Origin of the sequence: Streptomyces shenzhenensis (assembly GCF_021462265.1) — a bacterium.
Classification (GTDB): Bacteria; Actinomycetota; Actinomycetes; order Streptomycetales; family Streptomycetaceae; genus Streptomyces; species Streptomyces shenzhenensis.
The window spans coordinates 53414-78415 of record NZ_JAJONF010000031.1 but is presented as its reverse complement, the minus strand read 5'-3'; the positions used below and the strand labels follow the sequence as shown (position 1 = coordinate 78415).

Below are 25002 nucleotides of genomic sequence, written 5' to 3'. Positions count from 1 at the left end.
CGCGCCCGCCCGGCGGTGTGACCTCGCGGTCAGCCGGTGACCGTCTTCGTCGGCTTGCTGGTCGCCGTGCCGTCCTTGTGACCGGTGCGGTGGGCGGTGACCTTCACGGTGATCTTCTTGCCCTTCTGGGCCGCCTTCAGGGTCAGCGTGGACTTGGTGGCACCGCTGATCGCCTTGCCGTTCGCGTACCACTGGTACGCGTATGAGGTCGCCGCAGGGCTCCACGTGCCGTGTGCCGCCGTCAGCTTCTTCCCGACCTTGGCCGTGCCGCCGACGGTGGGCGCCCTGGTCGCCTTCGGCGCGTCCCCCTTGGCGACCGTCACCGCGGCCGAGGTCGCCGTCCCGCTGAGCCAGCCGCTCTTCAGGGCCGTCACGGTCGCGGTGAGCTTCTTGCCGAGGAGGGCGGCCGGGACGGTGTACGACGCGGCGGTCGCCCCGGAGATCGCCTTGCCGTCGGCCTGCCACTGGTACGTGTACGAGCCCGGGGCCGCCGACCAGCTCCCGGTCGTCGCCGTGACCTTGGCGCCGACCTTGGCCGTGCCGGTGATCTGCGGGGCGGCCGTGCCGGTCAGCTGGGGCTGGGTCACCGTGAAGGTGCCGCGCGGGTACTCGCAGCACGTGGTGAACACGCCGACGTTCCAGGTGCCGGCCGTGACACCCGTCAGGTCCAGGGTGGCCGTCACGGAGCGGTTGTCGGCGGCGACCGAGTCGGCCTTCGCGGAGACGGTCCGGCCGGCCAGGCTCAGCCGTACCTCGGTGCTGGGACCGAGCGCGGTGCCGGTGACCGTCACCTTGACCTTGGTGCCGCTCACCCCGGTGGCCGGGCTGATCCCGTCGACGCTCACCTTGTCGGCCCCGCAGAGGGTGGACCGGCAGGCCAGCCGGGCGCTGTAGGCGGTGCGGGACGCGGTCTCGGGCAGGCTGAGCACGAACACCGTCGGGGTGGCCGCCGAGGACGAGCCGAGCACGGCGCAGTCGTAGCCCGCGCCGTCCGAGCCGATGGCGTAGGTGCAGCCGTCGCGCCAGGTCGCCGGGTTGTACAGGGTCGGTACGGCCGTGGCGGTCGCGCCGGCGGTGTCCTTGATGTCGGCCGAGAAACGGTCGAGGCCGGCCGTCGGCAGCACCGCGCAGACCGCGCTGTGCGCCTCGTCGAGGGTGCCGGTGACCGGGCCGTAGCCGTACGACACCGACGGGACCCGGGTGCACTCCGGCGCGGGGCCGTCGGCGGTCGCGATGCGCAGGGCGTCCAGGTGGTACTCGGGTGCGGCCTTCAGGGAGACCGGGGTCTGCACCAGGACCTGGTGGGTGGTGGAGCCGGTGACCGCGCAGGCGCTGTTGCGGAAGGAGCACTCGCTCCTGCCGTCGCCGCCGAGCACCGCGATGTTCGCCGTGCCCAGGGCGTCCCGCACGTTGACGTGGACGACGTCGGTGGCGGCGTCGGTGGTGACCTGGTGGCAGTTCAGGGTGCCGGGTCCGGCGTACGCGGCGGTCAGGGACGGGCCGCCGACCCTGGTCGCCGCCGTCTTCGCGCAGCCCGCCGTCGAGGCGCTCGCGCTGACGTCGCGCCGGGTCAGCGTGTAGGCGGCGGTCTGGTCCCGGCCGGTGACGAGCACGGTGTGGGCCAGGCCCGGGGTGAGCCCGCACACCGTCCAGCCGTTGGTGGTGGCGGACCGGTCGCAGACCTTCTTGCCGGTGGCGTCCAGCACCGAGAACTGTGCCGGTACGCCGCCCGAGGTGGCGATCAGCTGGAAGACCTCGGCGCCGGTGTGGGCGTCGGCGGGGATGGTCAGGCACTGCGAGAAGACGCCGTCGCCGGTGGTGAGGGCGGCCTTCGCGCCGTCGGCCGTGAAACTGCCGGCGGGCAGCACCGGGCAGCCGCCGGCCGCGTCGGTGCGGTGGAAGGCGATCGTGTACGGGCCGACCGCGTCCGCTCCGGAGTCCTCGGTGTGCACCAGGGCCCGGTAGGGGGCCGTACCGGTCAGCGCGCAGTCGCCGCCCGCCAGCTGTGTCGCGGTGCACTGCTCGGTGCCGGCGGCGTCGAAGACCTGCACGTCGACGTCGACGCCGGAGGCGGCGAGCGGGGTGAGCGCGGCGATCCTGGCGCCCTGCGGCTCGTCCAGCGTCAGGCAGTCGTACTGGCCGGCCGTGCTCAGCTCGCCCCGGTACGCGCCGGTCCCGGTGGCCACGCATCCGGCGGCGGAGGCGCGGTCGAGGACGACCAGGTCGTCATGGACCTCCTGGAAGGCGTACGACGCGTCGAGGACGGCGGTGTAGGTGCCCGCGCCCGGCAGCCGGCAGGGGTCGGTCTCCCGGCAGGCGATCTTCCCGGCCGCGTCGAAGACGAGGGCCGGGTCCGCGGAGTCCTCGTCGACCGCGTGGACCAGGAGGGCGGCGGCCTTGTCGACGGTGAACCTGAAGCAGGGGTCGGCGCCGAAGTCCAGGTCCGTGAGCTTCCCGAAGGGGCGTACGGACGCGGTCCGGCAGCCCTGCGGGTCGGACAGCGAGCGCACCTTGACCGTGTACTCGGCGGGGAAGTCCGCACCGGTCACCTGGGAGATCACCCGGTAGGGGCCGGTGCCGGGCAGCACACAGCTGAGGGTGGCCTCGTCGTCCTCGGTGATCCGCGGGCAGATCCGGGCGCCGCTCGCGTCGGTGATCCAGGCGACCATGCCGCCGTAGACCTTGGTGTCCCGGGAGAGCAGGACGCGTTCGCCGGGGCTGCCCGCGAAGGCCTGGCAGTCGGCCTCCAGCGGGCTCACCGCGGTCCGGGTGACCGTGGGCAGGTCCCAGCCGGTGCCGGCGGAGTCGAGGCAGCCCGGCGTGTCCGAGCCGAGCGGGACGACGGTGACCTGCGCGTCCTCGGGGTCGGCCCAGTCGCTGTTGACGACCGTGACGGTGTAGCCGCCGGCCGCGGGCACCTGGCAGCGGCCCTGCTCGGAGAACTGCTCGTCGTAGCAGTCCACCGGGGTGCCGTCCGCGGCGGACATCTCGGTGTACGCGTTGTTGTGGCTGTCGTCCAGCGACACCAGGTACAGGCCCGCCGCCGGGGCGGTGACGGTGAAGCAGGCGCTCTCCCGGGCCGGGACGGTAGCCCTGCCGACGGCGTCGCCGGGGTCGCCGAAGGGCGCGAGGGCCAGCGGCGCGCACACCGGGTCGTCGGCGCGGGCGGACCCGGCGGCGGTGAGGGTGAGCAGCGAGGTGAGCAGGGACACGACGAGGGCCGTCACGGCGGTGAGCCGCCCGGGTCTCGCCGACGTGCCGGAACCGGTGCCGGGCGCGGGATACGCCATCAATTCCCCCCTGGAATAAGAACGTTGAGGCGATGGTGATGGTCGCACACAGGTGTGACACAGCCTCAGCGAGTTTCCGGGGGCGCCCGGCCCGGGGGGCCTCAGTGCCGGCCGGCCACCCGGTCCGCGACCTGGGCCAGCCGGGAGGAGGCGGTGCTCGGGTGGCGGCGCTCGCGCTGGTCGGCGGCGCGGTAGGTGGCGTACATGCCCTGGACGCCGAGCCAGCGCAGCGGCTCCGGCTCCCACTTGCGGACCTTGTGCCCGACCCAGGGGAGTTGGGTCAGGTCGGTGCGCCCGGCCTGCCCGGAGTCGAGCTGCACGAGGTCCCGGAGGGTCCGGGCCGCGAGGTTGGTGGTGGCGACCCCGGATCCGACGTAGCCGCCCGCCCAGCCGAGCCCCGTCGCACGGTCCAGGGTGACGGTCGCGCACCAGTCCCGCGGCACTCCGAGCACCCCGGACCAGGCGTGCTCGACCGCGACACCGGCCAGCGACGGGAAGAACCGCACGAGGATCTCCCGCAGCGCCTCGATCGTCGCCTCCTGGGTGCGGCCGTCGTTGTCCGTCCGCGACCCGAACCGGTACGGCACGCCGCGCCCGCCGAGCGCGATCCGCCCGTCGGCCGTGCGCTGCGCGTACATGTACGCGTGCGCCATGTCGCCCAGGGTCTCCCGGCCCTCCCAGCCCACCGACGCCCACTGCTCCGCCGTCAGCGGCTCGGTGGCGATCATCGAGGAGTTCATCGGCAGCCAGGTCCGCTTCTGGCCCCTGAGGTTCGCGGTGAAGCCCTCGGTGCAGCGCAGGACGTAGGGGGCCCGGACCGTGCCGTAGGGGGTGACGGCGTGCCCCGGCCGGATCTCGGTGACCGGGGTCGACTCGTGGATCCGCACCCCCAGTGCCTCCACCGCCGCCACCAGCCCCTTCACCAGCTTCACGGGGTGCAGCCGGGCGCCGTGCGGGGTCCAGGTGCCGCCCACCGCGTCGGCGACCCGGATCCGCTCCCGGGTCTCCCCGGCGCCGTACAGCTCGCGGTCCTTCTCGCCGTACGACAGCTCGTGCCGGTGGAAGGCCTTCAGGCGGGCCAGCTGGGCCGGGGTGGTGGCGACCTCCAGCACCCCGCCCTTGTGCAGATCGGCGTCGATGCCCTCGGCCGCGGCGACCGCCACGACCTCGTCGACGGTGTCGTTCATCGCCTTCTGCAGGCGTACGGCGGCCTCGCGGCCGTGCAGCGCGGCGTACCGGTCGCGGCCGGCGATGCCGTTGTAGAGCCAGCCGCCGTTGCGGCCGGAGGCGCCGTAGCCGCAGAACTTCTGCTCCAGGACGGTGACCCGGAGGGAGGGAGCGGCCTTCTTCAGGTAGTACGCCGTCCACAGGCCGGTGTATCCGCCGCCCACGATCACCACGTCCGCCGACGCGTCACCGGCGAGCGGCTCGCGCACCGCGGGGAGGCCGTCGTCCGCGTACCAGAAGGAGATGCCGCCGTTGACGACACCGCTTGCCGAACTGCTTGCCGAGCTGGTCATGACCTGGACGCTAACCCCTGAGACCGGCCAGTGTCTCCTTCGGATTCCATGCTTTTCCGCGCCCCCTGACCAGCGGATAGCAGCCGAGACCGATCAGCGCGGCGACGAAATGTCCCAGGTCGGTGAAGGTGGGCGACTCGGTCAGCGGCAGCCCGTAGACGAGCAGGACGGCCGCCAGGTACGGATACCGCCAGGGCGTCTCGATCCGGTACGCGAGCACCGCGATCACCCCGGCCAGCGCGTAACTCACCCCGATGTCCAGGGTGTTGACGGCGGAGTGCGGGGCGATGCCGTCGTGGATCCCCTTCAGCAGCGCGCCCTCGCTGATCAGGGTGGCCAGGACGTGCGCGGTCACGCACACCGCCAGCCAGCGCGCCGTACCCAGCCAGCGTTCCGCCGGCGCGTGGAAGACGGTGTACAGGAAGGCGTACGGCACCCAGTGCCCGCCGTCGATCCACATCGCGCTGGCCACCAGCGCCCGCACCGGGTTGTCCGACAGCTCGCGGATGTTGGTGGACCGCTGCCGCAGGAACTGCTGCTCGAACTCCGGCGACATGTAGTGCAGCGCGACGGTGGTCACGAAGAGAATCGCCAGCCAGGCGTACGTACCGGGGGCGCTGCGGACGTACGCCCACACCGCGCCGCCGAGTTCCCGGAAAAATCGCATGAGGCGATTCATGCACGACCGTAACGTCGGGTGAGTGATTGACATTCCGGACGAACTGATCAACTGGCACGAGCGGAGCGGAGCGGCGGGCCGCGCCTTCGTCGCCGCGCTGCCCGGCCGGGCCGAGCGGTTCCTGGACCGGTGGGGGCTGCGGCCGGACGGCCCGTCCATGTACGGGCGCTGCGCGCTGGTCCTGCCGGTGCTGCGGGCCGACGACGGGGTCCGGGCGGTACTGAAACTCCAGGACGTCGACGACGAGACGGCCGGGGAGCCGGTCGCCCTGCGCGCCTGGGGCGGAGCGGGGGCGGTCCGGCTGCTCCGCGCGGACCCCGAGACCGGCACGCTGCTGCTCGAACGGCTCGACGCGGGACGGCGGCTCGCGGATCTGCCGGACTCCCGTGCGGCGACCCTGGTGGTCGCCCGCCTGCTGGCCCGGCTGACGGCCGCCGAGGCTCCCCAGGGCCTGCGCCGCCTCGCTGACGTCGCGGTGCGGCTGCGGGAGCGGGCCGCGGTGGCGCTGGCCGCGTACCCCGAGCCCGCCGAACGGCGTCTGCTCGGGGACTGCGCGGCGGCGCTGGGGGAGGTCGCCGGTGAACCCGGCGACCGGCTGCTCCACTGGGACCTGCACTTCGAGAACGTGCTGGCCTCCGATCGCGCCCCCTGGCTCGCCATCGACCCCAAGCCGCTCGCCGGCGACCCCGGCTTCGACCTCTTCCCGGCGCTGTGGAACCGCTTCGACGCCGGGGAGGTGCGGTGGCGCTTCGACGCCATGACCGACGTCCTCGGCCTCGACCGGGAGCGGGCCCGCGCCTGGACGCTGGGCCGGGTGCTGCAGAACGCGGTCTGGAGGATCGAGGGCGGCGGCCGGCCCGGCGAGGAACAGCTGGAGATCGCCCGCCGACTGCTCGGCTGATCGGCTGACCGACCTCGTACGGGGTGTTTTCGCAGGTCGCGGCGATTGTCAGTGGGGGCCTGCACTATGGGGGGCATGGCGAGGACAGGGACCGGTGGGGCCGGTGGCGGCGGGGTGCGGGGTGCACGGCGGCCGGAGGTGCGGCTGCCCGGGCTGGAGCCGTGGGACGGGGGTGAGCTGGAGCCGGACGGGGATTACGACGGGCAGGAGTTCCGGGAGGCGGACTTCGCCGGTCAGGACGCGGCGGGCGCCCGCTTCATGGACTGCGCGCTGACGGACTGTGCCTTCGACGAGACGCGGCTGCGGCACGCGCGCGTGCTGGACTCCGTCCTCACCGGGGCGAGAGGCGTCGGCACCGACCTGGCCGACGCGACCCTGCGCGACGTCGAACTGGTCGACGCCCGGCTGGGCGGTACCCAGTTGCACGGTGCCGTCCTGGAGCGCGTGGTGATCCGCGGCGGCAAGATCGACTACCTCAACCTGCGTACGGCGAAGATCAGAGACGTGGTCTTCGAGAGCTGCGTCCTGGTGGAACCGGACTTCGGCGACGCCGTGCTGGAGCGGGTGGAGTTCACCGACTGCACGGTGAAGGGGGCGGACTTCAGGGGGGTGACGATGAAGGACGTCGATCTGCGGGGCGCCGCCTCGCTGGAGATCGCGAGCGGGGTGGAGCGACTGGCCGGGGCCGTGATCAGCATGTCCCAGCTGCTGGACCTGGCACCGGTACTGGCGGCACAGCTGGGGATCCGGGTGGAGGGATGACCAGCCTCGGGGCCGGCACCCCGTGAGCGCACGGGGCGGTGCCGACGTGCGGCTACCGCCGGGGGGCGGGGCCGCCGTGGGGCGTGATCGCCGTGGGGGCGGGGCCGCCGTGGGGCGTGATCGCCGTGGGGGCGGGGCCGCCGCAGGGGCGCGACCAGCCCGCGCCGGCCCGCCCCCGGCCGCCCCGCAGCCGCGACCGGTCTGAGCGCTCAGACCGGAGCGCTCCGGCCGCCCTCAAGCAGACTGCCGTCACGGAGGGCGTCGTGACGCAGGCTGCTGTCACGCCGGTCGTCGGCACGCCGGCTGCGGGCGCTCGCTCAGGCCGGGGGCGGGGGCGCGGCCTTCTTCCGCAGGCCCAGGTGGTCGTCCGGGTCCTGAAGGCTGGTCTGCTGGGCGGCCAGCATGCGGCGGACCACCGGTTCCGGCATGCGGACCACCACCGGCCGGGGGAGGGTCAGCTCCCGTACGGCGGTGCCGGTGCGGCCCGAGCGCACGCGGTTGGTCACCCTCGCCACCACCCGCACGTCCAGCGTGAACTGCACGAGGACCGACGCCGCCTTGGGCTTGTGCAGCGGCATCGAACCGGACGCGTTCACCGCCGCGTCGGCCGCGCCGCCCGCACCACCGGCGTTGCCCATCAGCTGGTTGAGGCGGAACTCGTCGGCGTTGAGCAGCCCCGCGCCCGCCAGCCCGCGCGCCGACCGGCCCTGGTCGGCGGAGCTCAGGCCGTCCGTCTGGGTGGGCCTGGGCGCGTCCAGATGGCTCTGCCCCACCGTCTCGAAGGTCATCTTGTCGCCGACGCCCAGCACCCGCCCGTCCCGCAGCCGCGCGTGCAGGGACGCCCGCAGGTCCTGGCCCTCCACCCCCGTGGCGTGCACCGGCGGCAGCTCCGCCCCGGCCGAGGTCAGCAGCGGCAGCGCCGCGATCAGCCACTCGGTGGAGACGGCCTCCCGCAGGGTGTAGGCGGCGGCCTGGCCCGTGCTCCGGAAGCGGTCACCGCCGCCGGCCTCCCGGACCGCCGAGCCGACCAGCTCCCGTACTTGCGGGGCCCCTTGGAAGCCGTTCACCTGCGCCTCCATCGGCAGCCGCACACCCGCGGAGCGCCAGGTGCCGAGCGCGGCCGGGCGGTCGTCCCCCGGGCCGGGAGCGGGCGCCGCCGGCTGGTGGCGGGGCGCGGTCAGCCCTGCGAGGGCGGCGAGGTCCTTGTCCAGGACGCGGTGGGTCAGCGCCTGGCGGCCCAGTGAGACCAGCGCGATCCGGCGGCCGCCCTTGTGCAGTTCGAGGGTCGCCTCGATCGGCACCCGCATCCGCGACGACTTCGCGGTCTTGGCCTCCGCGACCGTCTTCATGCCGAGCTGGCCGCGGCTCGCCGTGCCGGAGCGCCGCGAGCCGCCCGAGCCGACGCCCAGGCCCGCCGCACCGCCCGTGCTCTTCAGCTGCCCGGCACCGCCGTCCGGTTTGCCGGAGCCGGCCAGGATCCCCTCCACGCCGGTCGTCACGCCCTCGTCGTGGGAGGCGGCCTGCTGGGCGACGGCCGCGGTGATGTACTCCATGTCCCGGCCGTCGTCCGCCGCACCCTCGCGGGTGCCGTCGCCGAGCCGGTTGACCTTGAACACCGCCCAGTACGGGGTCCTGCGGCCGTCGAACAGCTCGACGGTGACCCCGCCGTCCATCGCGCCGGACAGCAGTCCCGCGCTGCCGTCGCGGTCCAGGACGCGCAGCAGCCGTTGCACGTTGTCGTTGCGGTCCGCGAGCTGCTGCCGGGGCAGCAGGTCGTCGGCGAGGCTCTGCTGCCCGCCCTCCGCGAGGCGGGTACGCAGCCGGGCCAGCAGCGGCACGAAGTTCGGCAGGTTCTCGACCATGCCGAAGCCGAGGGGCAGCGCGCGGGAGAAGGACGGGCCGCCGGTGCGCCGCGGCCCGGCCGTGGACGGCCCGGCCTTGTCCGCCTTGTCTGCCTTGCTCGCCGTGTCCGTGTCCGTGTCCGTGTTCGTGGGCGTGCCCGTGGCGTGGGTCTTTCCCCGGGCCCCCTCCCGGGCCTCGCGTTCGGCGCCCGCCCGGGAGCTCTCGGCGGCCGTCCGGGACGGCGGCGACATCAGCTCCGGGTCGGGGTCGAGCTTCAGCTGCCGGCGGATCGGCGCCGGAAGCTGCGCCTCCGTCAGCCAGACCGCCGCCTCGGCCGGCAGGGTGCGGGCGGCCGTCGCCACGTAGGGGCCGCCGCCGGTGACCTTGACCTCGGCGACCATGGTGACCAGCAGGTCGCACTGGACCAGGTAGAGCGGCGCCTTCTTCGGGGTGTGCGCGTTGCGCTCGACCGTGCCGGACAGGGCCGACGCCCGGGCGTCGCCCTCGCTCGTGGTGTGGCTCCCGGACAGGCCCTGTCCGGTGCGCCACTCGGCGCCGTTCTCCGAGCCGGTCGCGCCGAACTGCCAGGTGCTGGTGGTGCCCCGACCCTCCTGGCCGGCCGCCTGGTGGCCGCCGAGCACGAAGGTCTCCGTACCGGGACCGGCGCCCCGGTGCACGAACTTCGGGTTGGTCAGGGTGAGCCGGGTGCCCACGGCCCCGTTCAGCGCGGCGAGCCGGCGCGGATAGCGCAGGTTCTTCACCACCCACCCGGAGGACGCGGCCTGCCGCAGCGAGGCCGTGATGGCCTGCGGTCCGAACCGCTCCTCGATCGCCAGCCGCGGCGCGAGCCCCTCCGTCTGCAGCGCCGGATCCTCGCGTACGCCCTTGTTGCGGGCGGCGGCCCTGGACAGCAGCTGGAAGGCGAGGTCCCGGACGGCCTGGCCGTCACCGACCGTCTCCACCAGCTGCCAGTCGCGCAGCGGCTGCCCGACCGACGGCCGGGGCACGAGGCCGGCCAGGTCGCCGATGCCCTCGGCGGTGACGGCGTACTCCGGCCGCGGCGCCTGCGCCCGCCGTCCGCCGCGGACCGCGTCCTGCCGCCGCCTGCCCTCGTCGTCGAGGGTGAACTCGGTCGGCGTGACCAGTCGGACGTCCTGCTCGTCCAGGTGCAGTCCCGCCAGTTGCTTCGCCTCGGCCGTGTCCTGGCCCGGCGAGCCGGGGGTGAGGGCGCGGCCCAGCTTGCGCTGCCGGGAGGTCATGGTGACGTCGACGTCCAGGCGCAGGGCCGCCCCGAAGGTGCTCGCCTTCTCGGAGCCGTTGGTGAGAATGTCCGTGCGCGTGGTGGGGCCGGCCTGGTTGCGGCGGGTGCCCGAGCGGTGCTTCTCGTAGCGGGCCGAGCCGGTCAGGACGCCGGGGACGAGCCTGGCCTGCCCGAGCACCAGACCGCCGATGGAGCGCGAACTGCCGCGTCCGCTCTGCGCGTTGGTGGTGACACCGGAGTGGCTGCGCACCAGCCAGTTGTCGGTGTCGCCGAGGTAGCCGGTCTCGCGGAGCTGCCCGCGGACGCGGATCTGCACGTCGTGGGAGTGCAGGGTGGTCTTGCGGCGCAGCCGTACCCGGATGCCGGTCGAGGTCAGCTGGTCCTTGTTGACCCGCAGGTTGGTCTCCGAGAGGGCGGCCATCAGCTCGCGGTGGTTGCGCCGCTGGAGCGCGGCCTCCTCCTTGCTCGGGATCGAGGCCACCGGGTCCGTACCGAAGGGGGGCAGGTAGCCGGCCAGCCGGGGATCGGTCGCGAACAGTTCCCGCACGGCCCGCACCATGGGCCCGGTGTCGAGCCGGCTGAGGGTCACGCTGGAGCCCATGGCGCCGAAGGGCAGGTGCCGTTCGACGTCGACCTCGTTGCCGTTCTCGTCGGTCCGCTTCGGCTTCTCGATGAACTCGCCGGCCTCGGTGCCGGGCGGCAGCGGCAGCCCGAGGGACTGTGCCTCGTCGGCGCGCAGGCTCATCCACACCCGCATCGAGTGCCGGGCGACCCGGCTTCCGGGGCGCAGGATCATCTCGGCCGACCGCGGTCCGGTGCCCTCCGCCGTGATCCGGACCGTCGTGAGGTAGAGCACCTTGTCGCCGCGCACCTCGGCGCCCTGACGGCTGGACACGGTCTGCTCGGCCACGGTGAACCGTGCCTTGCGGGCCGCCGCGACCGGCATCGCCGTACCCCGCAGGACGGCCGCGTTGCCGGCCGCCCCGACGCCGATGGCCGGGCCCAGGCCGCCGGTGACGGCGCGGCCCTTGCCCGCGCTCTCGGTGACGGTGTGCTGGGTCTGCTGATGGGTGCGCAACTGGGTCCCACCGGTGCCCCAGGCCGGTGACATGCCGGTGATCTCGGCGTGCATGCGGTAGCTGCCCACGGTGCCGCCGTCCTTGGCCGCGAGGTCCTCGCCGGTGACGCCGTCGCGCAGCAGCCGGGGCATGTCCTCCAGGACGGTCGCCGTGGAGGTGGCCTCGTAGAGGCGGCTGCGGCCGGGGGCCCCGGGTGCGGTGAGCGAGGGGTGCAGGACGGACGCGACCGTGTCGAAGAGCCCGCCGCCGCCCTGGTGCGGGGCGGCGGTGTCGCTGACGGCGACCGGGGCGAGGGAGTCGGCGAGCGAGACGTGCCGGGCGGTGTCCGCGCCGACGGGCTGCGGGGCGGCGGGCGCCCCGGTGCCGGCCGGGACCAGGTGTTCGGTGGGGACGCGCTGGGTGAGGGTGCCCGAGCCGTGGAAGGTCTGCGCGGTCGGCGCGCCCTGCTTCTTGATCCGTACGCCGTACCGCACCTTGCGCGGCGCCTCGACCGAGCCCTTGTCGCTGCGCAGCACCCGCGGCTCGGCCACGTTGCGCTGACTGCGGGACTCCCGCGAGGACTGCCAGGGCTGGGCGTTCGCCAGTGCGGCACCGCCCATCCAGAACCCCGGCGCGACGGGCGCGAGCCCGAAGGCCATACCGCCGGAGCCCTTGCTGGATCCACCGCTCGCGGTGGTCGCGACGGTGGTGGCGGTGTTGTGCTGGACGTCGACCTTGGTGTCCTTGCCCTCCGCCTCGTCCACCGCGGCGAGCGGCGCCCCGTCCGGGTCGGGCACGGTGTTCGCGAGCAGGTCCCCGGGGTGGAAGACCGGCGGCCGGTCGTCGGCGGCGCGGGAGACGGTGACGGTGACGTCGTACCACTCCTTGCCGCCCTTGCCCTGGACCGCGAAGGCGCGGCCCTGCCCGTAGAACGACTCGGGGCGGCCGGCGAGCTCGGCGCCGATGTCGGCGACCGTGCCGTCGCCGTGCCCGACGACGGCGGCCACCGCGTTCCGTACGAACTCCTGCCCGGTCAGCCCGTACGCCGTGGACAGCCCGGCGGCCTGGAAGTCCATCAGGTAGGGCGGCAGGACGAGGCCGGGGTCGGTGCGTTCCTCCGGGATGGGAGCCACGGGCGCCACGGGCCGGTTCCGTACCGTCGGCGGCCGGACGGCACCCTTGCCCTTCGCGTCCCGCAGCGCCCGCGTGGCGGCCATGTTCCCCGCGGTCCCCTGGAGGGCGAGCAGCGCGTGCTCCGGGGGCCCGAGGGGCTTCGAGGAGCCGGCCGGACTCGCGGTGGCCGGTCCCCGCGAGACCCCGGAAGAGGCGTCTTTTCCGCTGTCGCCTGCCTGTCGCTGCGTCCGCACGGAGTCAACGTATGGGGGGCCGGGACCTGCGGAACGGCTTCCGCCGACTCCCGCCTCACTTGTCACCCGCGCCTCAGCGGCCGGTCAACTCCCGTACAACCGACAGTCGTTCAGCCGCCCGGAACGGCGTCCGTCCGGGCGGCTACGACACCCTCGGGAAGCGGGCCTGGAGCGTCCAGATTGCCGGGTTGTCGGCCAGCTCCTCGTGCATGTCGGTGAGGTCGGCGATCAGGTCGTGCAGGAAGTCGCGTGCCTCCCGGCGCAGTTCGGCATGGGAGAAGGTGAGGGGCGGCTCCTCGGCCGGCATCCAGTCCGCCTCGATGTCCACCCAGCCGAAGCGGCGCTCGAAGAGCATGCGGTCGGTGGACTCGGTGAAGTCGAGTTCCGCGTGCTGGGGCCGGGCGGCCCGCGACCCCGCCGGATCCCTGTCCAGCCGCTCCACGATGTCGCACAGCGCCCACGCGAAGTCGAGCACCGGCACCCATCCCCAGGCTGTGGACAGCTCCCGGTCCGCCTTGGTGTCCGCGAGGTAGACGTCCCCGCAGAACAGGTCGTGGCGCAACGCGTGGACGTCCACGCGCCGGTAGTCCGTCTGGGGCGGGTCCGGGAAACGGTTGGAGAGGGCGTAGCCGATGTCGAGCACAGGCTGATGGTGTCACGCGTCCTACGATCACGAACATGTCCCGATCGACCACAAGCGTGCCCCGATCGACCATGAGCGTTCCCCGGTACCGGCTGGTGCTCCCGGCAGCCCTGCTCTGCCTCGCGCTGGCCGCGTGCGACGGCGGGGTCCGCGGCACCCCGGGCGGCGCGGGCCTCCGCGACCCGTACTTCCCGAAGGCGGGCGACGGCGGCTACGACGTCGGCCACTACGGCCTGACCCTCGCCTACGACCCCGGCACCCGCCGCCTCACCGGCACCGCCGTCATCACCGCCCGCGCCACCCAGGACCTGACCGCCTTCGACCTGGACCTGCAGGGCCTGAACGTCGACGACGTCACCGTGGGGGCCAGGCAGGCCCGCTGGAACCGCGCCGGCCAGGAGCTGACCGTCCGCCCGCACGACGACCCGGCGAAGGGGGAGACCTTCACCACGACCGTGCGCTACTCGGGCCGGCCGGAGACGCTCACCGACCCCGACGGCTCCAAGGAGGGCTGGCTGCGGACCGCCGACGGCGCGCTGGCCCTCGGCGAACCCGTCGGTTCGATGGCCTGGTTCCCCGGCAACGACCACCCCTCCGACAAGGCGTCGTACGACATCACGATCACCGTCCCCCAAGGCCTCCAGGCCGTCTCCAACGGAGAGCTGCGCGGCGAGACGACGAAGAACGGCCTGACCACCTTCGTCTGGCACACCGCCGAACCGATGGCGAGCTACCTCGCCACGGTCGCCGTGGGCCACTACACGGTCACCCGCTCCACCCTCCCCGACGGCCTGCCGGTGTACACGGCCGTCGACCCCACCGAGGCGGAGGCGAGCCGTGAGGTACTGGCGAAGCTGCCCGAGATCATCGCGTGGGAGCAGCACAACTTCGGCCGCTACCCCTTCTCCTCCGCCGGCGCGATCGTCGACCGCCCGGAGGACGCCGGGTACGCGCTGGAGACCCAGAACCGGCCCGTCTTCCCCGGCGCCCCGGACACCGACACCCTCGTCCACGAAATCGCCCACCAGTGGTACGGCGACTCCGTCACCCCGAAGACCTGGCGGGACATGTGGCTCAACGAGGGCTTCGCCACCTTCGCGGAGTGGCTGTGGGAGGAGGACCACGACGGGCTGACCGCCCAGGAGTCCTTCGACAAGCTCTACGCCACCCCCAAGGACGACGCGACGCTCTGGGGTTTCCCGCCCGCGAAGCCGCCGGGCGCCGCGTACGTCTCGGAGCGGCCGGTGTACGTGCGGGGCGCGATGGTCCTGCAGAAGATCCGGCAGACGGTCGGCGACGACCGTTTCCACGACATCCTCCAGGGCTGGGCGGCCGCCCACCGCCACGGCAACGCGGACACCGCCGGGTTCACCGCGTACGTGGAGAAGAAGGCACCGGGCAAGGACTTCACCGCGATCTGGGAGGACTGGCTGTACGGCGCCGCAAAGCCGTCCCGGCCCTAATCGCCGGTACCCAGTTCCTTGCGCAGCACGGCACAGGGGCGTCCGTGCTGCCGGTCCGGACGACGGCCGATCACCTCGTACCCGAGCGCGCTCCAGAAGGCGAGTCCCTTCGGGTTGTTCTCCAGCACGGCGAGCCGCACGGCGTCCCGGCCCGCCTCCCGGAACCGCTGCTCGACCTCCCCCGCGATCCGCCGCCCGTACCCCTTCCCGTGCTCCCCCGCGGCCACCATCAGCAGCCCGATCCACGGATCCGGGTCGGCCGGATCCGGATGCCGCGCCAGCGTGACGACCACTCCGACCAGCCGCCCTTCGGCCCGTGCCAGCAGCACCTCCACGTCCGGACTGGCCAGCTCGTCGGCCAGCTCGGCGGCCACCTGCTCCGGCCGGATGTCCTCCGGATCCGGGAAGTCACCGCTCAGCGCCTGGAACTCCCGGTTGGAGGCGTACAGAGCGGTGAGCTCGGAGAGCACCGGGGCCGGGATGTCGTGGTCGGGGGTGAGGGGGACGGGGGCGAGGATCATATCGGCCAACCTATCCGGCGAGCTCGCGCGGCGGGGCCGGGCGGCCGCGTGCGGGCAGCGCGTCCGGACGCGGCAGGATCGTCTCTCTGGAGCGCGCGCCTGTGCTCACGCCGGCTGTCGCCGGTCACAGTCGCACCTGCTCAGTGCTGCTCGCCCGTCCTGTCCCCGTAGCGCGGCAGGTTGTCGGTCGAGATGGTCCAGTCGCCGATGGTGACGTCCTCGCCGTAGACGAAGTCCTTGCAGGTCGCGTAGCGCGGGCCGTCGGGGGTGGGGTGGATGTCGGTGAGGACGGCGCCGGTGCCGGTGCGGGGGTCGAAGAGCGCGTGGACGGGGACGCCGATCAGGGGGTTGTGAACAGTTGGCTGTCGATGGCGCTTGAGTGTGTTCTGGCGCGAATGAGTGAGCGTCGGGGGAGGCGGGGCGCTTTCCCTTCCCCCGGGGAACGAGGGTTCCTGGGTCGAATGTGTGACCTTTACCGGTGACAGTCGTTGGGTGGGGTGAGGGTTTTCTGCGGCGCGGAACCGGGGGGTGGCAAGGGATGGGTGGACTGCGGCAGGTGGCGGCGCCCTTCGTGGCACCCGGTCCCTCGGGGGTCGCGGTCCGTACGCGGCTCAAGGACCTGACCCGCGGGGACGAGGAGGTGCTGGGCCTGGTCGGCGACCATCTCGGCGCGCTGGCTTCCCGTGATCTCAAGGCGCGCTGTTCGGCCGGGCCGGAGCATGACAGTGAGGGGTGGGCCGCGCGCAAGCGGGCCCTGACCGCCGAGTCCTCCTCACGCTGGGCGGGGTCGGTCACGAAGGCCAGCCATGACCAGTGGGCGCTCGCCCGACGCGGTCTGCTCGCGCACATCCACAGTCTTCAGGCCGGTGTGCGCACCCTCGCCCACCGGCTGTCCCTGCCCGTGGGCGAGAAGGGATCCAAGCGTGCACCCGGCGGATATCGCAGCGGGCGGGAATGGTTCGCCAAGTCCCGGCGTCTGCGGGTCCTCGAAGACCGGCTTCAGGCGGCACAGGCCGACTGGGAGGGCGGCATCGTGCACGTGGTGCGCGGCGGCAGGCGGCTGCTCAACACCCGCCACCACCTCGAGGCCGCCGGGCTCGGTGAAGCCGAATGGCGCCGCCGCTGGCGGGCCGGACGCCGCTTCCTCCAGGCGGACGGGGAGTCCGGCAAGCGGTACGGCAACGAGACCATCCGCGTCACCCCTGACGGCGAGGTCTCCCTCAAGCTCCCGGCTCCGCTGGCGTATCTGGCGAACGCGCCGCACGGCCGGTACGTCCTGGGCGCCCGGGTGTCGTTCGCACACCGGGGCGGGCAGTGGGCCGACCGCGTCAGCACGAACCGGGCCGTCGCCTACCGCATCCACGAGGACACCGGGCGGGGACGCTGGTATTTGACCGCGTCCTGGACCCTGCCCCCCGTCCAGACGATCCCGCTGGACGCGGCCCGCGCGAGGGGTGTGGTCGGCGTGGACACCAACGCCGACCACCTGGCCGCCTGGCGTCTGGACGCACACGGCAACCCCCTCGGGGAACCGCTGCGCTTCGGCTACGACCTCACCGGCACCGCTTCGCATCGTGACGCACAGGTCAGGCACGCCCTGATCCGGCTGCTGCACTGGGCCAGGCGGCACGGCCTGGCGATCGCCGTCGAGGACCTCGACTTCGCCGCGGAGACCACCCGGGAGAAGCACGGCCGCAGGAAGCGGTTCCGGAACCTGATCTCCGGCATGCCCGTGGCCCGGCTGCGGGCCCGGCTCGTGTCCATGGCGACGGAACTCGGCATCCCCGTCATCGCGGTCGACCCCGCCTACACCAGCCGCTGGGGCGCCCAGCACTGGCAGGAACCCCTCACCACCACAAGCAGGAAAACCACCCGCCACGACGCGGCCGCCGTGGCCATCGGAAGACGCGCCCTGGGACACCCGATCCGGCGACGGACGGCACCGCCCCCTGCTCACCGGAGCGATGAACAGGGGCATCGGACCGTCCAGGCCCGACCGGGCAGCCCGGGGCGTGAGGGACACCGCCCCCGCATCCCCGGACCACGGACACGATCCGTGCCGCCCGGACGCGCAGCGAACGCGGTCGACCAGAACGCCCAACACCGTCCGGGGCGTTCGGCTGAGCACGAGACCTGGCAACAGGACTCACTCCCGCTCAGTCTCTAGGAACGGTGGAGATTTCATCGTTCACGTCACTCAGAGTGGCCGAGCGCGCATACCGTGAACAGTGACGAAGCCCTTGCGTACGGTGACTGTCCGGCGCTTGTCCGGTGCTGTCCCGGCTGTCGGGACCGTTCTTACGGGAAAGGGCGTCGCGGGTACGGGCGTACGGCAAAAGGGGCGTGGGATGAGCGTGGACGACGGAGAGGTGACCGAGCCGGGCTGGGAGGTCGACCCGGACGACGACTGGGGCGTGGCGGTCATCGCCACCGTCGGGCGTCAGCTGAAGCTGCGGCGCGAGGCGGTGGGGATGCGGGCCGCCGAGTTCGGGGAGGCGGTCGGCTACGGGGAGGACATGGTCTACAAAGTGGAGGGCGGCAAGCGGATCCCCCGCCAGGAGTACCTGAACCGGGCGGACGAGGTCCTGGGCGCGGGTGGGCTGATCTCGGCGACCTGGGAGGACGTGAAGAGGGTCCGGTATCCGAAGAAGGTGCGCGAGCTTGCCAAGTTGGAGGGGCAGGCGGTTGAGATCGGGGTGTATGAGTGCAACATCATCGCCGGGCTGCTTCAAACGCCTGAGCACGCGCGAGCCGTGATCTCGGCGGCCCAGCCGCCCTACTCGCCAGATGACGTAGAGCGCATGGTGACGGCCCGTCTGGCTCGGCAGTCGGTCTTCGAACGCGACCCGGCTCCGTCCATCCACTTTGTGCTGGAAGAGGCGCCTCTGCGACGGCAGGTTGGGGGCACAATGGTGTGGCGACAGCAGCTCCAACGTCTGCTGGAGGCAGGGCGGTTGCACCACGTCACACTTCAGGTCATGCCGACCAACACGGATGCGCATCCAGGGTTGGACGGCAGGATCGAGTTGCTGAAGTTCCCGGACGGCACGGCCGTCGGACGCGCCGATGGTGCGTTCAGCGGGCGACCGACCACCGATCCGAAACAGCTTCGCCTCATCGAGCTGCAGTATGGAACCATCCGGGCGCAGGCTCTCCCTCCGCGGGAGTCGCAGGCCTTTATTGAGCAACTGCTGGGAGAGACATGATCCGCAAGGCCTCCTCCGGGGAACCCGCCGACCTGGTGTGGTTCAAGAGCAGCTACAGCGGCGGTACCAACGGCGAGTCCTGCGTAGAAGTCGCCCTCGCCTGGTTCAAGAGCACCTACAGCAGCGGCCCCGACGGCGAATCCTGCCTGGAAATAGCCCCCACCCCCACCACCATCCACATCCGCGACTCCAAGTACCGCTCGGCGCCCGGCCCCCGGCTCGCCCTCGCCCCCTCCGCCTGGGCGGCCTTCGTGCCGTACGCGTCCGCGCACTGAGCGGTGAGCGGACGCCGGAGCCCCCGGCCGCGACCCACGGCCAGGGGCTCCCGCACAGCGCAGCGTGCCGCGTCGGTCAGACGTTGACGCCGAAGTCCTGGGCGATGCCGACCAGGCCCGAGGCGTAGCCCTGGCCGACCGCGCGGAACTTCCACTCGGCGCCGTTGCGGTACAGCTCGCCGAAGACCATGGCCGTCTCCGTCGCCGCGTCCTCGGAGAGGTCGTAGCGGGCGATCTCGGCGCCGCCGGCCTGGTTGACGATGCGGATGTAGGCGTTGCGGACCTGGCCGAAGTTCTGGCCGCGGTTCTCGGCGTCGTAGATCGAGACCGGGAAGACGATCTTGTCGATGTCGGCCGGCAGGGCGGCCAGGTTGACGTTGATCGCCTCGTCGTCGCCGGCGCCCTCGCCCGTCCGGTTGTCACCGGTGTGGACGATGGTGTTGTCGGGGGTGTTCTTGTTGTTGAAGAAGACGAAGTGGGCGTCGGAGTAGACCTTGCCCTGCCCGTTGACCGCGATGGCCGAGGCGTCCAGGTCGAAGTCCGTGCCGGTGGTGGTGCGGACGTCCCAGCCGAGACCCACGGTGACGGCCGTCAGGCCCGGAGCCTCCTTGGTGAGCGAGACGTTGCCACCCTTGGACAGGCTTACAGCCATGGTTTGGGAGTCCTTTCCCTCGTTTGCGTACGGCGCTACGACGTACGGGCCTGAAGCTACAGGTACCCGTATGAACGCCACGAGGGGTACCGAAGGTTCCAGCTCCCTTTACTTTCTTTACCGAACGCTGGATGAACGTTATTCGCGTGACGTGCGCCGGTCAGGCGCGCGACTATGGGGGTATGTCCGGTCCTTACGTCATCCGCGGCTCCGTCTCGCTCCCCGAGGCGGAGCTCCACTGGCGTTTCTCCCGTTCGTCCGGGCCCGGCGGGCAGCACGTCAACACCAGTGACTCGCAGGTGGAGCTGCGCTTCGACCTCGCGAACACCGAGGCGCTGCCGCCGGTGTGGAAGCAGCGGGCGCTGGAGCGGCTGGCGGGGCGGCTCGTCGACGGGGTGATCGTCGTACGGGCGTCCGAGCACCGTTCGCAGTGGCGCAACCGCGAGACCGCCGCCGTACGCCTCGCCGCGCTCCTCGCGGAGGCCACCGCGCCGCCGCCCAAGCCGCGTACGCCGACCCGCATCCCGCGCGGGATCAACGAGCGCCGGCTGCGGGAGAAGAAGCAGCGCTCGCAGACCAAACGGGGGCGGACCGGCCGCGACTGGTCCTGACGCCGTTCCCGCGGCCCTCCCTTTTCCGCCCCCTCCGTCCCCTCCGGCCCATGGCTCGGCCAAGAAGTGATCACTGCCACCCAGGCCTCGGAAGGCGCGGTGGTGCAGCCGATCTCCCGGCCGGCATGCGCAGTCGGGAACGAGGATCTGTTCGTGGCACGCGGCGACGAGGCCACCGGGCTCACCCGTGGACTGCTCGCTGCCGGAATCCGCGACCCCGGCGGCGGACGAGCCCGGGAACGCCTCGCCGGCAGCGTCTGAGCTGCTGAAATCCCGCCAGATGGCTGGTTCGTGGCTGCACCGCGACGACTGCCCGGAGAACCGCACGGGCGTCAGGCGGATCATCGCCGCCTCGGTCACGGCCGTGCCGTTCGCTGTCAGCCGTTCGCGGTCGCAGTCGGGCGACGGTTCACGGACCGGCCGGTCTGAAAGTCGTTCCGCCATCCGGCGGATCCGCGGCGTCAGACAGAAACGCTTACGGAGTCCATTGGATGTGGCTACTATCTGCCACCAGTCGCCGGACTTTGGCGATTTTTTCCTCATGGATGCACCGAACGGCGGGGGGAGTGTCCCTAAGGTGACCGGATTTGGCGGGTTTGGTGGCAGGCGAACCAGGAGCATGGCCGCCGAGAACCAGCCATCGCATGGTGCTGTGCCGACGTCAGCCGACCTTCTCGCACGGTCGGTCGGGCCGGGCGGCAGCTCCCGTCGACTGCCCCTGCGTACCGTTCTGATCATCCTCGTGCTCGTACCGAGCCTCGCGCTCGCGGCCCTGTGGGGCCTGAGCACGTACCAGCTCACCAGCCGCTGGCAGTCGGAGAAGACCCAGGGCGACCTGGCCACCGCGTTGGGCAAGCCGTCGGCCATCCTCTTCCAGTCCCTCGAAGACGAGCGGCGGCTCACCGCGGAGGCGCAGGCCGGCCCCGGCACCACCACCCGCGGCAAGCTGGTCGCCGCGCGCGCCGCGACCGACAAGTCGGCGACCGGCTTCCGCGCGGTGGCGGACGAGGACACCTCGCACGGGCAGCAGGGGCTCGGCACCGCCCTGTCCGGCACCGTGCGCGACCTCGACCGGCTCGCCGCGCAGCGCCGGGCGGTGGACACCGGGTCGGCCGGTCAACAGGCGGCGTTCGACTACTACAGCCGCACCATCGACTCGCTGGTCACCGTCTTCACCGCGCTCGGCCACCGGAGCAACGCCGATGTGGCCCTGCTGTCGAACACCCTGGTCGACCTCTACGGCGCCGCCGACAGGATCGGGCGCGAGGACGCTCTGCTCGGCCGCGACTGGAGGACCGGGCATCTGCAGGTCGACGAGTACGACGTCTTCGTCGATGCCGTCGGCGCTCAGGAGTACCTGCTCCAGCGGGTCGCCCTCAGCCTCACCGATGGTGCCGAACGCGACGCCTACACGAAGATGACGTCCGCCAGGTCATGGCGGACCCAGCAGAGCCTGGAGGAGCAGGTCATCGTGGCCGGCCCCCACCACTCGCAGGGTGAGCTGGTGCTCGGCCAGATCCACACCCGATGGCGCGCCGCGGTGGACGCCAACCAGCCACTGCAGCTGAATCTGGTCCTGGCCCGGGTCGCGCACCTCGAGAAGGTCTCCGCCGACAGCGTCAGCCAGCTCCAGTGGACCCTGATCGTCGTCAGCGCCGTCGGCCTGCTCGCCGTGATCCTGGTCATCCTCACCACTTGGCGTCTCACCGTCCTCCTGCGCCGGCGCATCTTCGCCCTGCGCGAGGAAGCCGTGGAACTCCAGCAGCGGCTGCCCGACGTGGTGTCCCGGCTGGAGCGCGGCGAGAACGTCGACGTGGACCGCGAGGTCCGGCTGGTCGAGCCCACCCCCGACGAGCTCGGCGAGCTCGGGCGCGCCCTGAACGCGGCCAGCCGCAGCGCCGTGGCCACCGCGGTGCGGCAGGCCGAACAGCATCGCGGCTTCGAGCGGCTGCTCCAGCGGATCGCCCGGCGCACCCAGATCCTCATCGGCCTCCAGCTGCGGAAGCTGGACGAGCTGGAACGCACGCACGAGGACCCCGAGGTGCTGGAAGGCCTGTTCGACCTGGACCACCTCACCGCCCGGTTGCGCCGCTACGAGGAGAACCTGGTCATCCTCGGTGGCGGCCAGCCGCAGCGCCGCTGGCGCAAGCCGGTGCGGCTGCTCGACGTGCTGCGCGCCGCGCAGGGCGAGGTGCAGGACTACCGCCGGATCTCGATCGACGTCGAGGACGAGCCGTGGGTGTCCGAGCGGGCGGTGGGCCCGCTGGTGCACATCCTGGCGGAGCTGATGGAGAACGCCGCCGCCTTCTCCAAGCCGCCGACCCCGGTCGAGGTACGGGCCGCGAGGGTCGGCCGGGGCGTCGCGGTCGAGATCGAGGACCGCGGCCTGGGCATGGAGCCGGAGCACTACGCCGCCGCCAACGCGCTGATGGAGGCGCCGCCGCAGCTCGACGTGATGACCCAGGCCGACGACGTACGGCTCGGCCTGTACGTGGTCGCCCGGCTGTCGGCGGGCCTGGGCCTGCGGGTGGAGTTGCGGCCGTCCGCCTTCGGCGGCACCCGGGTGGTCGTGCTGCTGCCGGAACAGGTGGTGGTGGAACAGCCCGGCACGGCGCCCCAGCCGGTCGCGCTCCTCCCGGAGGCGCTGCCCCACGCGCCCGGTCCGCGGCCGCACCCGCACGACGCCGGTACCGGTCCGCGGGTGCCGAGCGAGGGCGGGCGGCTGCCCACCCGGGCCAAGGGACACGCGATGGCGAACGTCACCGCCTCCGGTCCGCGGCCGCCGGACGAGAACGAGGCGTCCCCGCCTCCGTCGACCGCCGAGCGGCCGCTGCCCCAGCGGGTCCGCCAGGCCAGCCTGGCGCCCGAACTCCAGATCGGGGCGGAACCGGAGGAACCGCATGAGCCGGATCCCTGGACGACGAGCCCGGGCCGGTCCGGCCGGTCCGGGGCCACGGTCGGCGCGTTCCAGCGGCAGTCCCGGCTGGCCCGCGGCGGGGACGGCTCGGACGACGGCACCGCGGGCGGCGCCGGCCACGGTTTCGGCGGCGGTGCCGTCGGCGGCGTCAACGGTGCCTTCCACGACGGCATCGGCGACAGCGGCGGCTACGACACCGGCCGCGGCCACGGCTACGGCGGCGACGGCGGCGGCGACAACGACGGCAGCGGTGACGGTGCCGGCTTCGGCGAAGGCAAGGGTGAAGGGCCCGCCTCGCCCGACCGGTCCGGCTCTCCTAGGACGGATGATCGAGAATGACGCAGCGTACGACGGCCACCGACGTGGATCTGGACTGGCTTCTGGACGGCCTGGTCGAGCAGGTCACGGGGACCCGGCACGCCATCGTGCTGTCGGACGACGGCCTGGTGATGAGCCGTTCGCGGACCATCGACCGTTCGGACGCCGAGCGGCTCGCCGCGATCGCCACCGGCCAGCAGAGCCTCGCCCGCGGCGCCGGGCAGCTCTTCGGCGGCGGCCCGGTGCACCAGGTCATCGTCGAGATGGCCGGCATGTGGCTGTTCGTGATCTCCGCCGGCCGCGGTACCCACCTGGCGGTGACCGCCTCCCAGGAGGTCGACGCCGAGCTGATGAGTGTCGCGATGCACACCCTCGTCCAGCAGGTCGGCCAGCGGTTGGGCACCGACGCGCGTACCCCGCTGCCCGATGACGCGGGGAGAGCCGGATGAGGCACTGGACCGAGGGGTTCGACGACGGTGACGCCGACGAGCAACTGGTCCGTCCGTACACGATCACCAGCGGGCGCACGACCCCCGAGCGCTCGGATCTGACCCTGGTCACCCTGGTGACGACGCTGCCCGAGGTCAGCACACAGGCGGCGCTCGCGGTGCGCAGGATGCAGCCGGAGCACCGCACGATCCTCGGGCTCTGCCGGGAACCCAGAGCGGTGGTGGAAGTCGCCGCCAAGCTGCGCCTCCCGGTGTCGTTGACCAAGATCCTCATCGGCGATCTGGTCGACTCCGGTTATATGTGGGCCCGTTCGCCGCAGCCGCTCACCCGGGCCGGCGGCCTTCCCGACATGACGATCCTGGAGGCGGTGAGAGATGGACTACGCAAGCTCTGAGCACGCGTCCGGCCACTCGCCCGACCATGTTTCCGGCCGCGCCGCGGACCACACGGCGGGCCGTGCGGGCACCGCACCGCTCGCGGTGAAGATCCTGGTCGCCGGCGGGTTCGGCGTCGGGAAGACGACCATGGTCGGCGCGGTGAGCGAGGTCGCCCCGCTGCACACCGAGGAGTACCTGACCCGGGCCGGCGTCGGCGTGGACGACCTGGAGGGGGTGGACAGCAAGTTCACCACCACCGTCGCGCTGGACTTCGGGCGGATCACCATCAGCGACGACCTCGTGGTCTACCTGTTCGGCACCCCCGGCCAGGAGCGCTTCTGGTTCATGTGGAACGACCTGGTCAGCGGGGCGATGGGCGCGGTGGTCCTGGTCGACACCCGGCGGCTGGAGGTGAGCTTCGCCTCGATCGACTTCTTCGAGAGCCGCGGCATCCCCTTCGTCGTCGGCGTCAACTGCTTCCACGGGGTCCGTGACCGCACCGCGGAGGAGATCCGCGCGGCGCTCGCCCTCGACCCCCAGGTGCCGCTGGTGCTCTGCGACGCCCGCGACCGGGGGGACGGCCGCGATGTGCTGCTGGCGCTCGTCGACCACCTGATGGCCGGTCAGTCCGCCACGACCGGGTAGGCGCGCCCTGAGACCGGGTGAGCGGCCCTGGCACCGCCCCGGACCCGCGCGCGGGTGGACACGGGGCACCCGGGCCGCCCACGACCCCCGCCGGACGGACGTACGGCCGGCTTGGCGTTGTGTTCCCGGTCGGGCCGGACACGAATTGCGGGGTGCCGCCTTCGAATTCGCGGTGGTGACTTCTTCGGGGCGGAGCGGAGAAGACATCCGCGCACTGGAAGGGCCGTTCAGCGACTGCCTGACG

Annotated in this window: 18 protein-coding genes and 1 pseudogene; 11 read left to right on the top strand and 8 right to left on the bottom strand. The window is 72.7% G+C overall.

Going from position 1 to position 25002, the window contains the following annotated elements; genetic code table 11:
* Positions 1-29: 29 nt before the first annotated feature.
* The 3 genes from LQ326_RS31965 to LQ326_RS31955 all read right to left on the bottom strand — a co-directional run bounded on the left by LQ326_RS31965 (position 30) and on the right by LQ326_RS31955 (position 5477).
* Entirely contained in the window at positions 30-3290 is a 3261-nt protein-coding gene (locus tag LQ326_RS31965; protein ID WP_234542538.1) for a Tat pathway signal protein, read from the bottom strand.
* Positions 3291-3391: 101 nt separating this feature from the next.
* Positions 3392-4810, bottom strand: coding sequence for an NAD(P)/FAD-dependent oxidoreductase (locus tag LQ326_RS31960; RefSeq protein ID WP_234542537.1), 1419 nt, complete (start codon positions 4808-4810; stop codon positions 3392-3394).
* A gap of 10 nt (positions 4811-4820) precedes the next feature.
* A complete protein-coding gene (locus LQ326_RS31955) occupies positions 4821-5477 on the bottom strand; it encodes a rhomboid-like protein (protein ID WP_234542536.1) in 657 nt (218 codons plus the stop codon).
* A 34-nt stretch (positions 5478-5511) separates the two neighbouring features.
* Here LQ326_RS31955 and LQ326_RS31950 point away from each other — a divergent pair, with 34 nt between their 5' ends.
* Positions 5512-6390, top strand: coding sequence for an aminoglycoside phosphotransferase family protein (locus tag LQ326_RS31950; protein ID WP_234542535.1), 879 nt, complete (start codon positions 5512-5514; stop codon positions 6388-6390).
* Positions 6391-6465: 75 nt separating this feature from the next.
* Positions 6466-7152 (top strand): pentapeptide repeat-containing protein, encoded by a 687-nt coding sequence (locus LQ326_RS31945; RefSeq protein ID WP_234542534.1) that lies wholly within the window; start codon positions 6466-6468, stop codon positions 7150-7152.
* Between the two features lie 317 nt (positions 7153-7469).
* Here the strand turns inward: LQ326_RS31945 and LQ326_RS31940 are convergent, their stop codons facing one another.
* Both LQ326_RS31940 and LQ326_RS31935 read right to left on the bottom strand, forming a co-directional pair.
* Positions 7470-12680 carry a hypothetical protein gene (locus LQ326_RS31940; RefSeq protein WP_234542574.1) on the bottom strand — a complete coding sequence of 1737 codons (5211 nt, stop codon included), beginning with the start codon at positions 12678-12680 and terminating at the stop codon, positions 7470-7472.
* A 142-nt stretch (positions 12681-12822) separates the two neighbouring features.
* The gene (locus LQ326_RS31935) at positions 12823-13323 is read right to left on the bottom strand and encodes a hypothetical protein (protein WP_234542533.1); all 501 of its coding nucleotides are present in this window, start codon (positions 13321-13323) and stop codon (positions 12823-12825) included.
* Positions 13324-13394: 71 nt separating this feature from the next.
* Between LQ326_RS31935 and LQ326_RS31930 the strand changes: the two genes are divergently transcribed.
* Positions 13395-14786, top strand: coding sequence for a M1 family metallopeptidase (locus LQ326_RS31930; RefSeq protein WP_234542532.1), 1392 nt, complete (start codon positions 13395-13397; stop codon positions 14784-14786).
* Here LQ326_RS31930 and LQ326_RS31925 read toward each other — a convergent pair.
* Both LQ326_RS31925 and LQ326_RS31920 read right to left on the bottom strand, forming a co-directional pair.
* Positions 14783-15307, bottom strand: coding sequence for a GNAT family N-acetyltransferase (locus LQ326_RS31925; RefSeq protein ID WP_234542531.1), 525 nt, complete (start codon positions 15305-15307; stop codon positions 14783-14785). The genes LQ326_RS31930 and LQ326_RS31925 overlap by 4 nt on opposite strands.
* Before the next feature lie 140 nt (positions 15308-15447).
* Positions 15448-15654: pseudogene (locus LQ326_RS31920) on the bottom strand (Uma2 family endonuclease); the annotation flags it as partial.
* 191 nt (positions 15655-15845) lie between these two features.
* On the opposite strand from LQ326_RS31920, the gene LQ326_RS31915 reads away from it, so the two are divergent.
* The 3 genes from LQ326_RS31915 (at position 15846) to LQ326_RS31905 (ending at position 18788) form a co-directional block, all read left to right on the top strand.
* Complete coding sequence (locus tag LQ326_RS31915) at positions 15846-17474, top strand: IS200/IS605 family accessory protein TnpB-related protein (protein ID WP_234542530.1); 1629 nt, start codon at positions 15846-15848, stop codon at positions 17472-17474.
* Positions 17475-17655: 181 nt separating this feature from the next.
* Positions 17656-18513, top strand: a complete 858-nt coding sequence (locus LQ326_RS31910) for a helix-turn-helix domain-containing protein (protein ID WP_234542529.1) — start codon at positions 17656-17658, stop codon at positions 18511-18513.
* Positions 18510-18788 (top strand): DUF397 domain-containing protein, encoded by a 279-nt coding sequence (locus LQ326_RS31905; RefSeq protein ID WP_234542528.1) that lies wholly within the window; start codon positions 18510-18512, stop codon positions 18786-18788. Before LQ326_RS31910 ends, LQ326_RS31905 begins: the two co-directional genes overlap by 4 nt.
* A gap of 76 nt (positions 18789-18864) precedes the next feature.
* Here LQ326_RS31905 and LQ326_RS31900 read toward each other — a convergent pair whose 3' ends face one another.
* On the bottom strand, positions 18865-19440 hold the full coding sequence (locus tag LQ326_RS31900; protein WP_234542527.1) for a TerD family protein: 576 nt from the start codon (positions 19438-19440) through the stop codon (positions 18865-18867).
* Positions 19441-19622: 182 nt separating this feature from the next.
* Between LQ326_RS31900 and arfB the strand changes: the two genes are divergently transcribed.
* From arfB to LQ326_RS31875, 5 genes are all read left to right on the top strand, one after another.
* Positions 19623-20051, top strand: coding sequence for an alternative ribosome rescue aminoacyl-tRNA hydrolase ArfB (gene arfB / locus LQ326_RS31895; protein ID WP_234542526.1), 429 nt, complete (start codon positions 19623-19625; stop codon positions 20049-20051).
* 652 nt (positions 20052-20703) lie between these two features.
* Positions 20704-23307 (top strand): sensor histidine kinase, encoded by a 2604-nt coding sequence (locus LQ326_RS31890; protein WP_234542525.1) that lies wholly within the window; start codon positions 20704-20706, stop codon positions 23305-23307.
* Complete coding sequence (locus tag LQ326_RS31885) at positions 23304-23735, top strand: roadblock/LC7 domain-containing protein (RefSeq protein ID WP_234542524.1); 432 nt, start codon at positions 23304-23306, stop codon at positions 23733-23735. The genes LQ326_RS31890 and LQ326_RS31885 overlap by 4 nt, the downstream gene beginning before the upstream one ends.
* On the top strand, positions 23732-24130 hold the full coding sequence (locus LQ326_RS31880; RefSeq protein WP_234542523.1) for a DUF742 domain-containing protein: 399 nt from the start codon (positions 23732-23734) through the stop codon (positions 24128-24130). Before LQ326_RS31885 ends, LQ326_RS31880 begins: the two co-directional genes overlap by 4 nt.
* Positions 24111-24758 (top strand): GTP-binding protein, encoded by a 648-nt coding sequence (locus tag LQ326_RS31875; RefSeq protein WP_234542522.1) that lies wholly within the window; start codon positions 24111-24113, stop codon positions 24756-24758. Before LQ326_RS31880 ends, LQ326_RS31875 begins: the two co-directional genes overlap by 20 nt.
* Positions 24759-25002: the final 244 nt, after the last annotated feature.

Excerpts from the sequence above, each read along its gene's own strand:
- LQ326_RS31965 (WP_234542538.1), bottom strand. The coding sequence starts at position 3,290 with ATGGCGTATCCCGCGCCCGGCACCGGTTCCGGCACGTCGGCGAGACCC.
- LQ326_RS31960 (WP_234542537.1), bottom strand. The coding sequence starts at position 4,810 with ATGACCAGCTCGGCAAGCAGTTCGGCAAGCGGTGTCGTCAACGGCGGC.
- LQ326_RS31955 (WP_234542536.1), bottom strand. The coding sequence starts at position 5,477 with ATGCGATTTTTCCGGGAACTCGGCGGCGCGGTGTGGGCGTACGTCCGC.
- LQ326_RS31945 (WP_234542534.1), top strand. The coding sequence starts at position 6,466 with ATGGCGAGGACAGGGACCGGTGGGGCCGGTGGCGGCGGGGTGCGGGGT.
- LQ326_RS31930 (WP_234542532.1), top strand. The coding sequence starts at position 13,395 with ATGAGCGTTCCCCGGTACCGGCTGGTGCTCCCGGCAGCCCTGCTCTGC.
- LQ326_RS31925 (WP_234542531.1), bottom strand. The coding sequence starts at position 15,307 with ATGATCCTCGCCCCCGTCCCCCTCACCCCCGACCACGACATCCCGGCC.
- LQ326_RS31915 (WP_234542530.1), top strand. The coding sequence starts at position 15,846 with ATGGGTGGACTGCGGCAGGTGGCGGCGCCCTTCGTGGCACCCGGTCCC.
- LQ326_RS31910 (WP_234542529.1), top strand. The coding sequence starts at position 17,656 with ATGAGCGTGGACGACGGAGAGGTGACCGAGCCGGGCTGGGAGGTCGAC.
- LQ326_RS31905 (WP_234542528.1), top strand. The coding sequence starts at position 18,510 with ATGATCCGCAAGGCCTCCTCCGGGGAACCCGCCGACCTGGTGTGGTTC.
- LQ326_RS31900 (WP_234542527.1), bottom strand. The coding sequence starts at position 19,440 with ATGGCTGTAAGCCTGTCCAAGGGTGGCAACGTCTCGCTCACCAAGGAG.
- arfB (WP_234542526.1), top strand. The coding sequence starts at position 19,623 with ATGTCCGGTCCTTACGTCATCCGCGGCTCCGTCTCGCTCCCCGAGGCG.
- LQ326_RS31885 (WP_234542524.1), top strand. The coding sequence starts at position 23,304 with ATGACGCAGCGTACGACGGCCACCGACGTGGATCTGGACTGGCTTCTG.
- LQ326_RS31880 (WP_234542523.1), top strand. The coding sequence starts at position 23,732 with ATGAGGCACTGGACCGAGGGGTTCGACGACGGTGACGCCGACGAGCAA.
- LQ326_RS31875 (WP_234542522.1), top strand. The coding sequence starts at position 24,111 with ATGGACTACGCAAGCTCTGAGCACGCGTCCGGCCACTCGCCCGACCAT.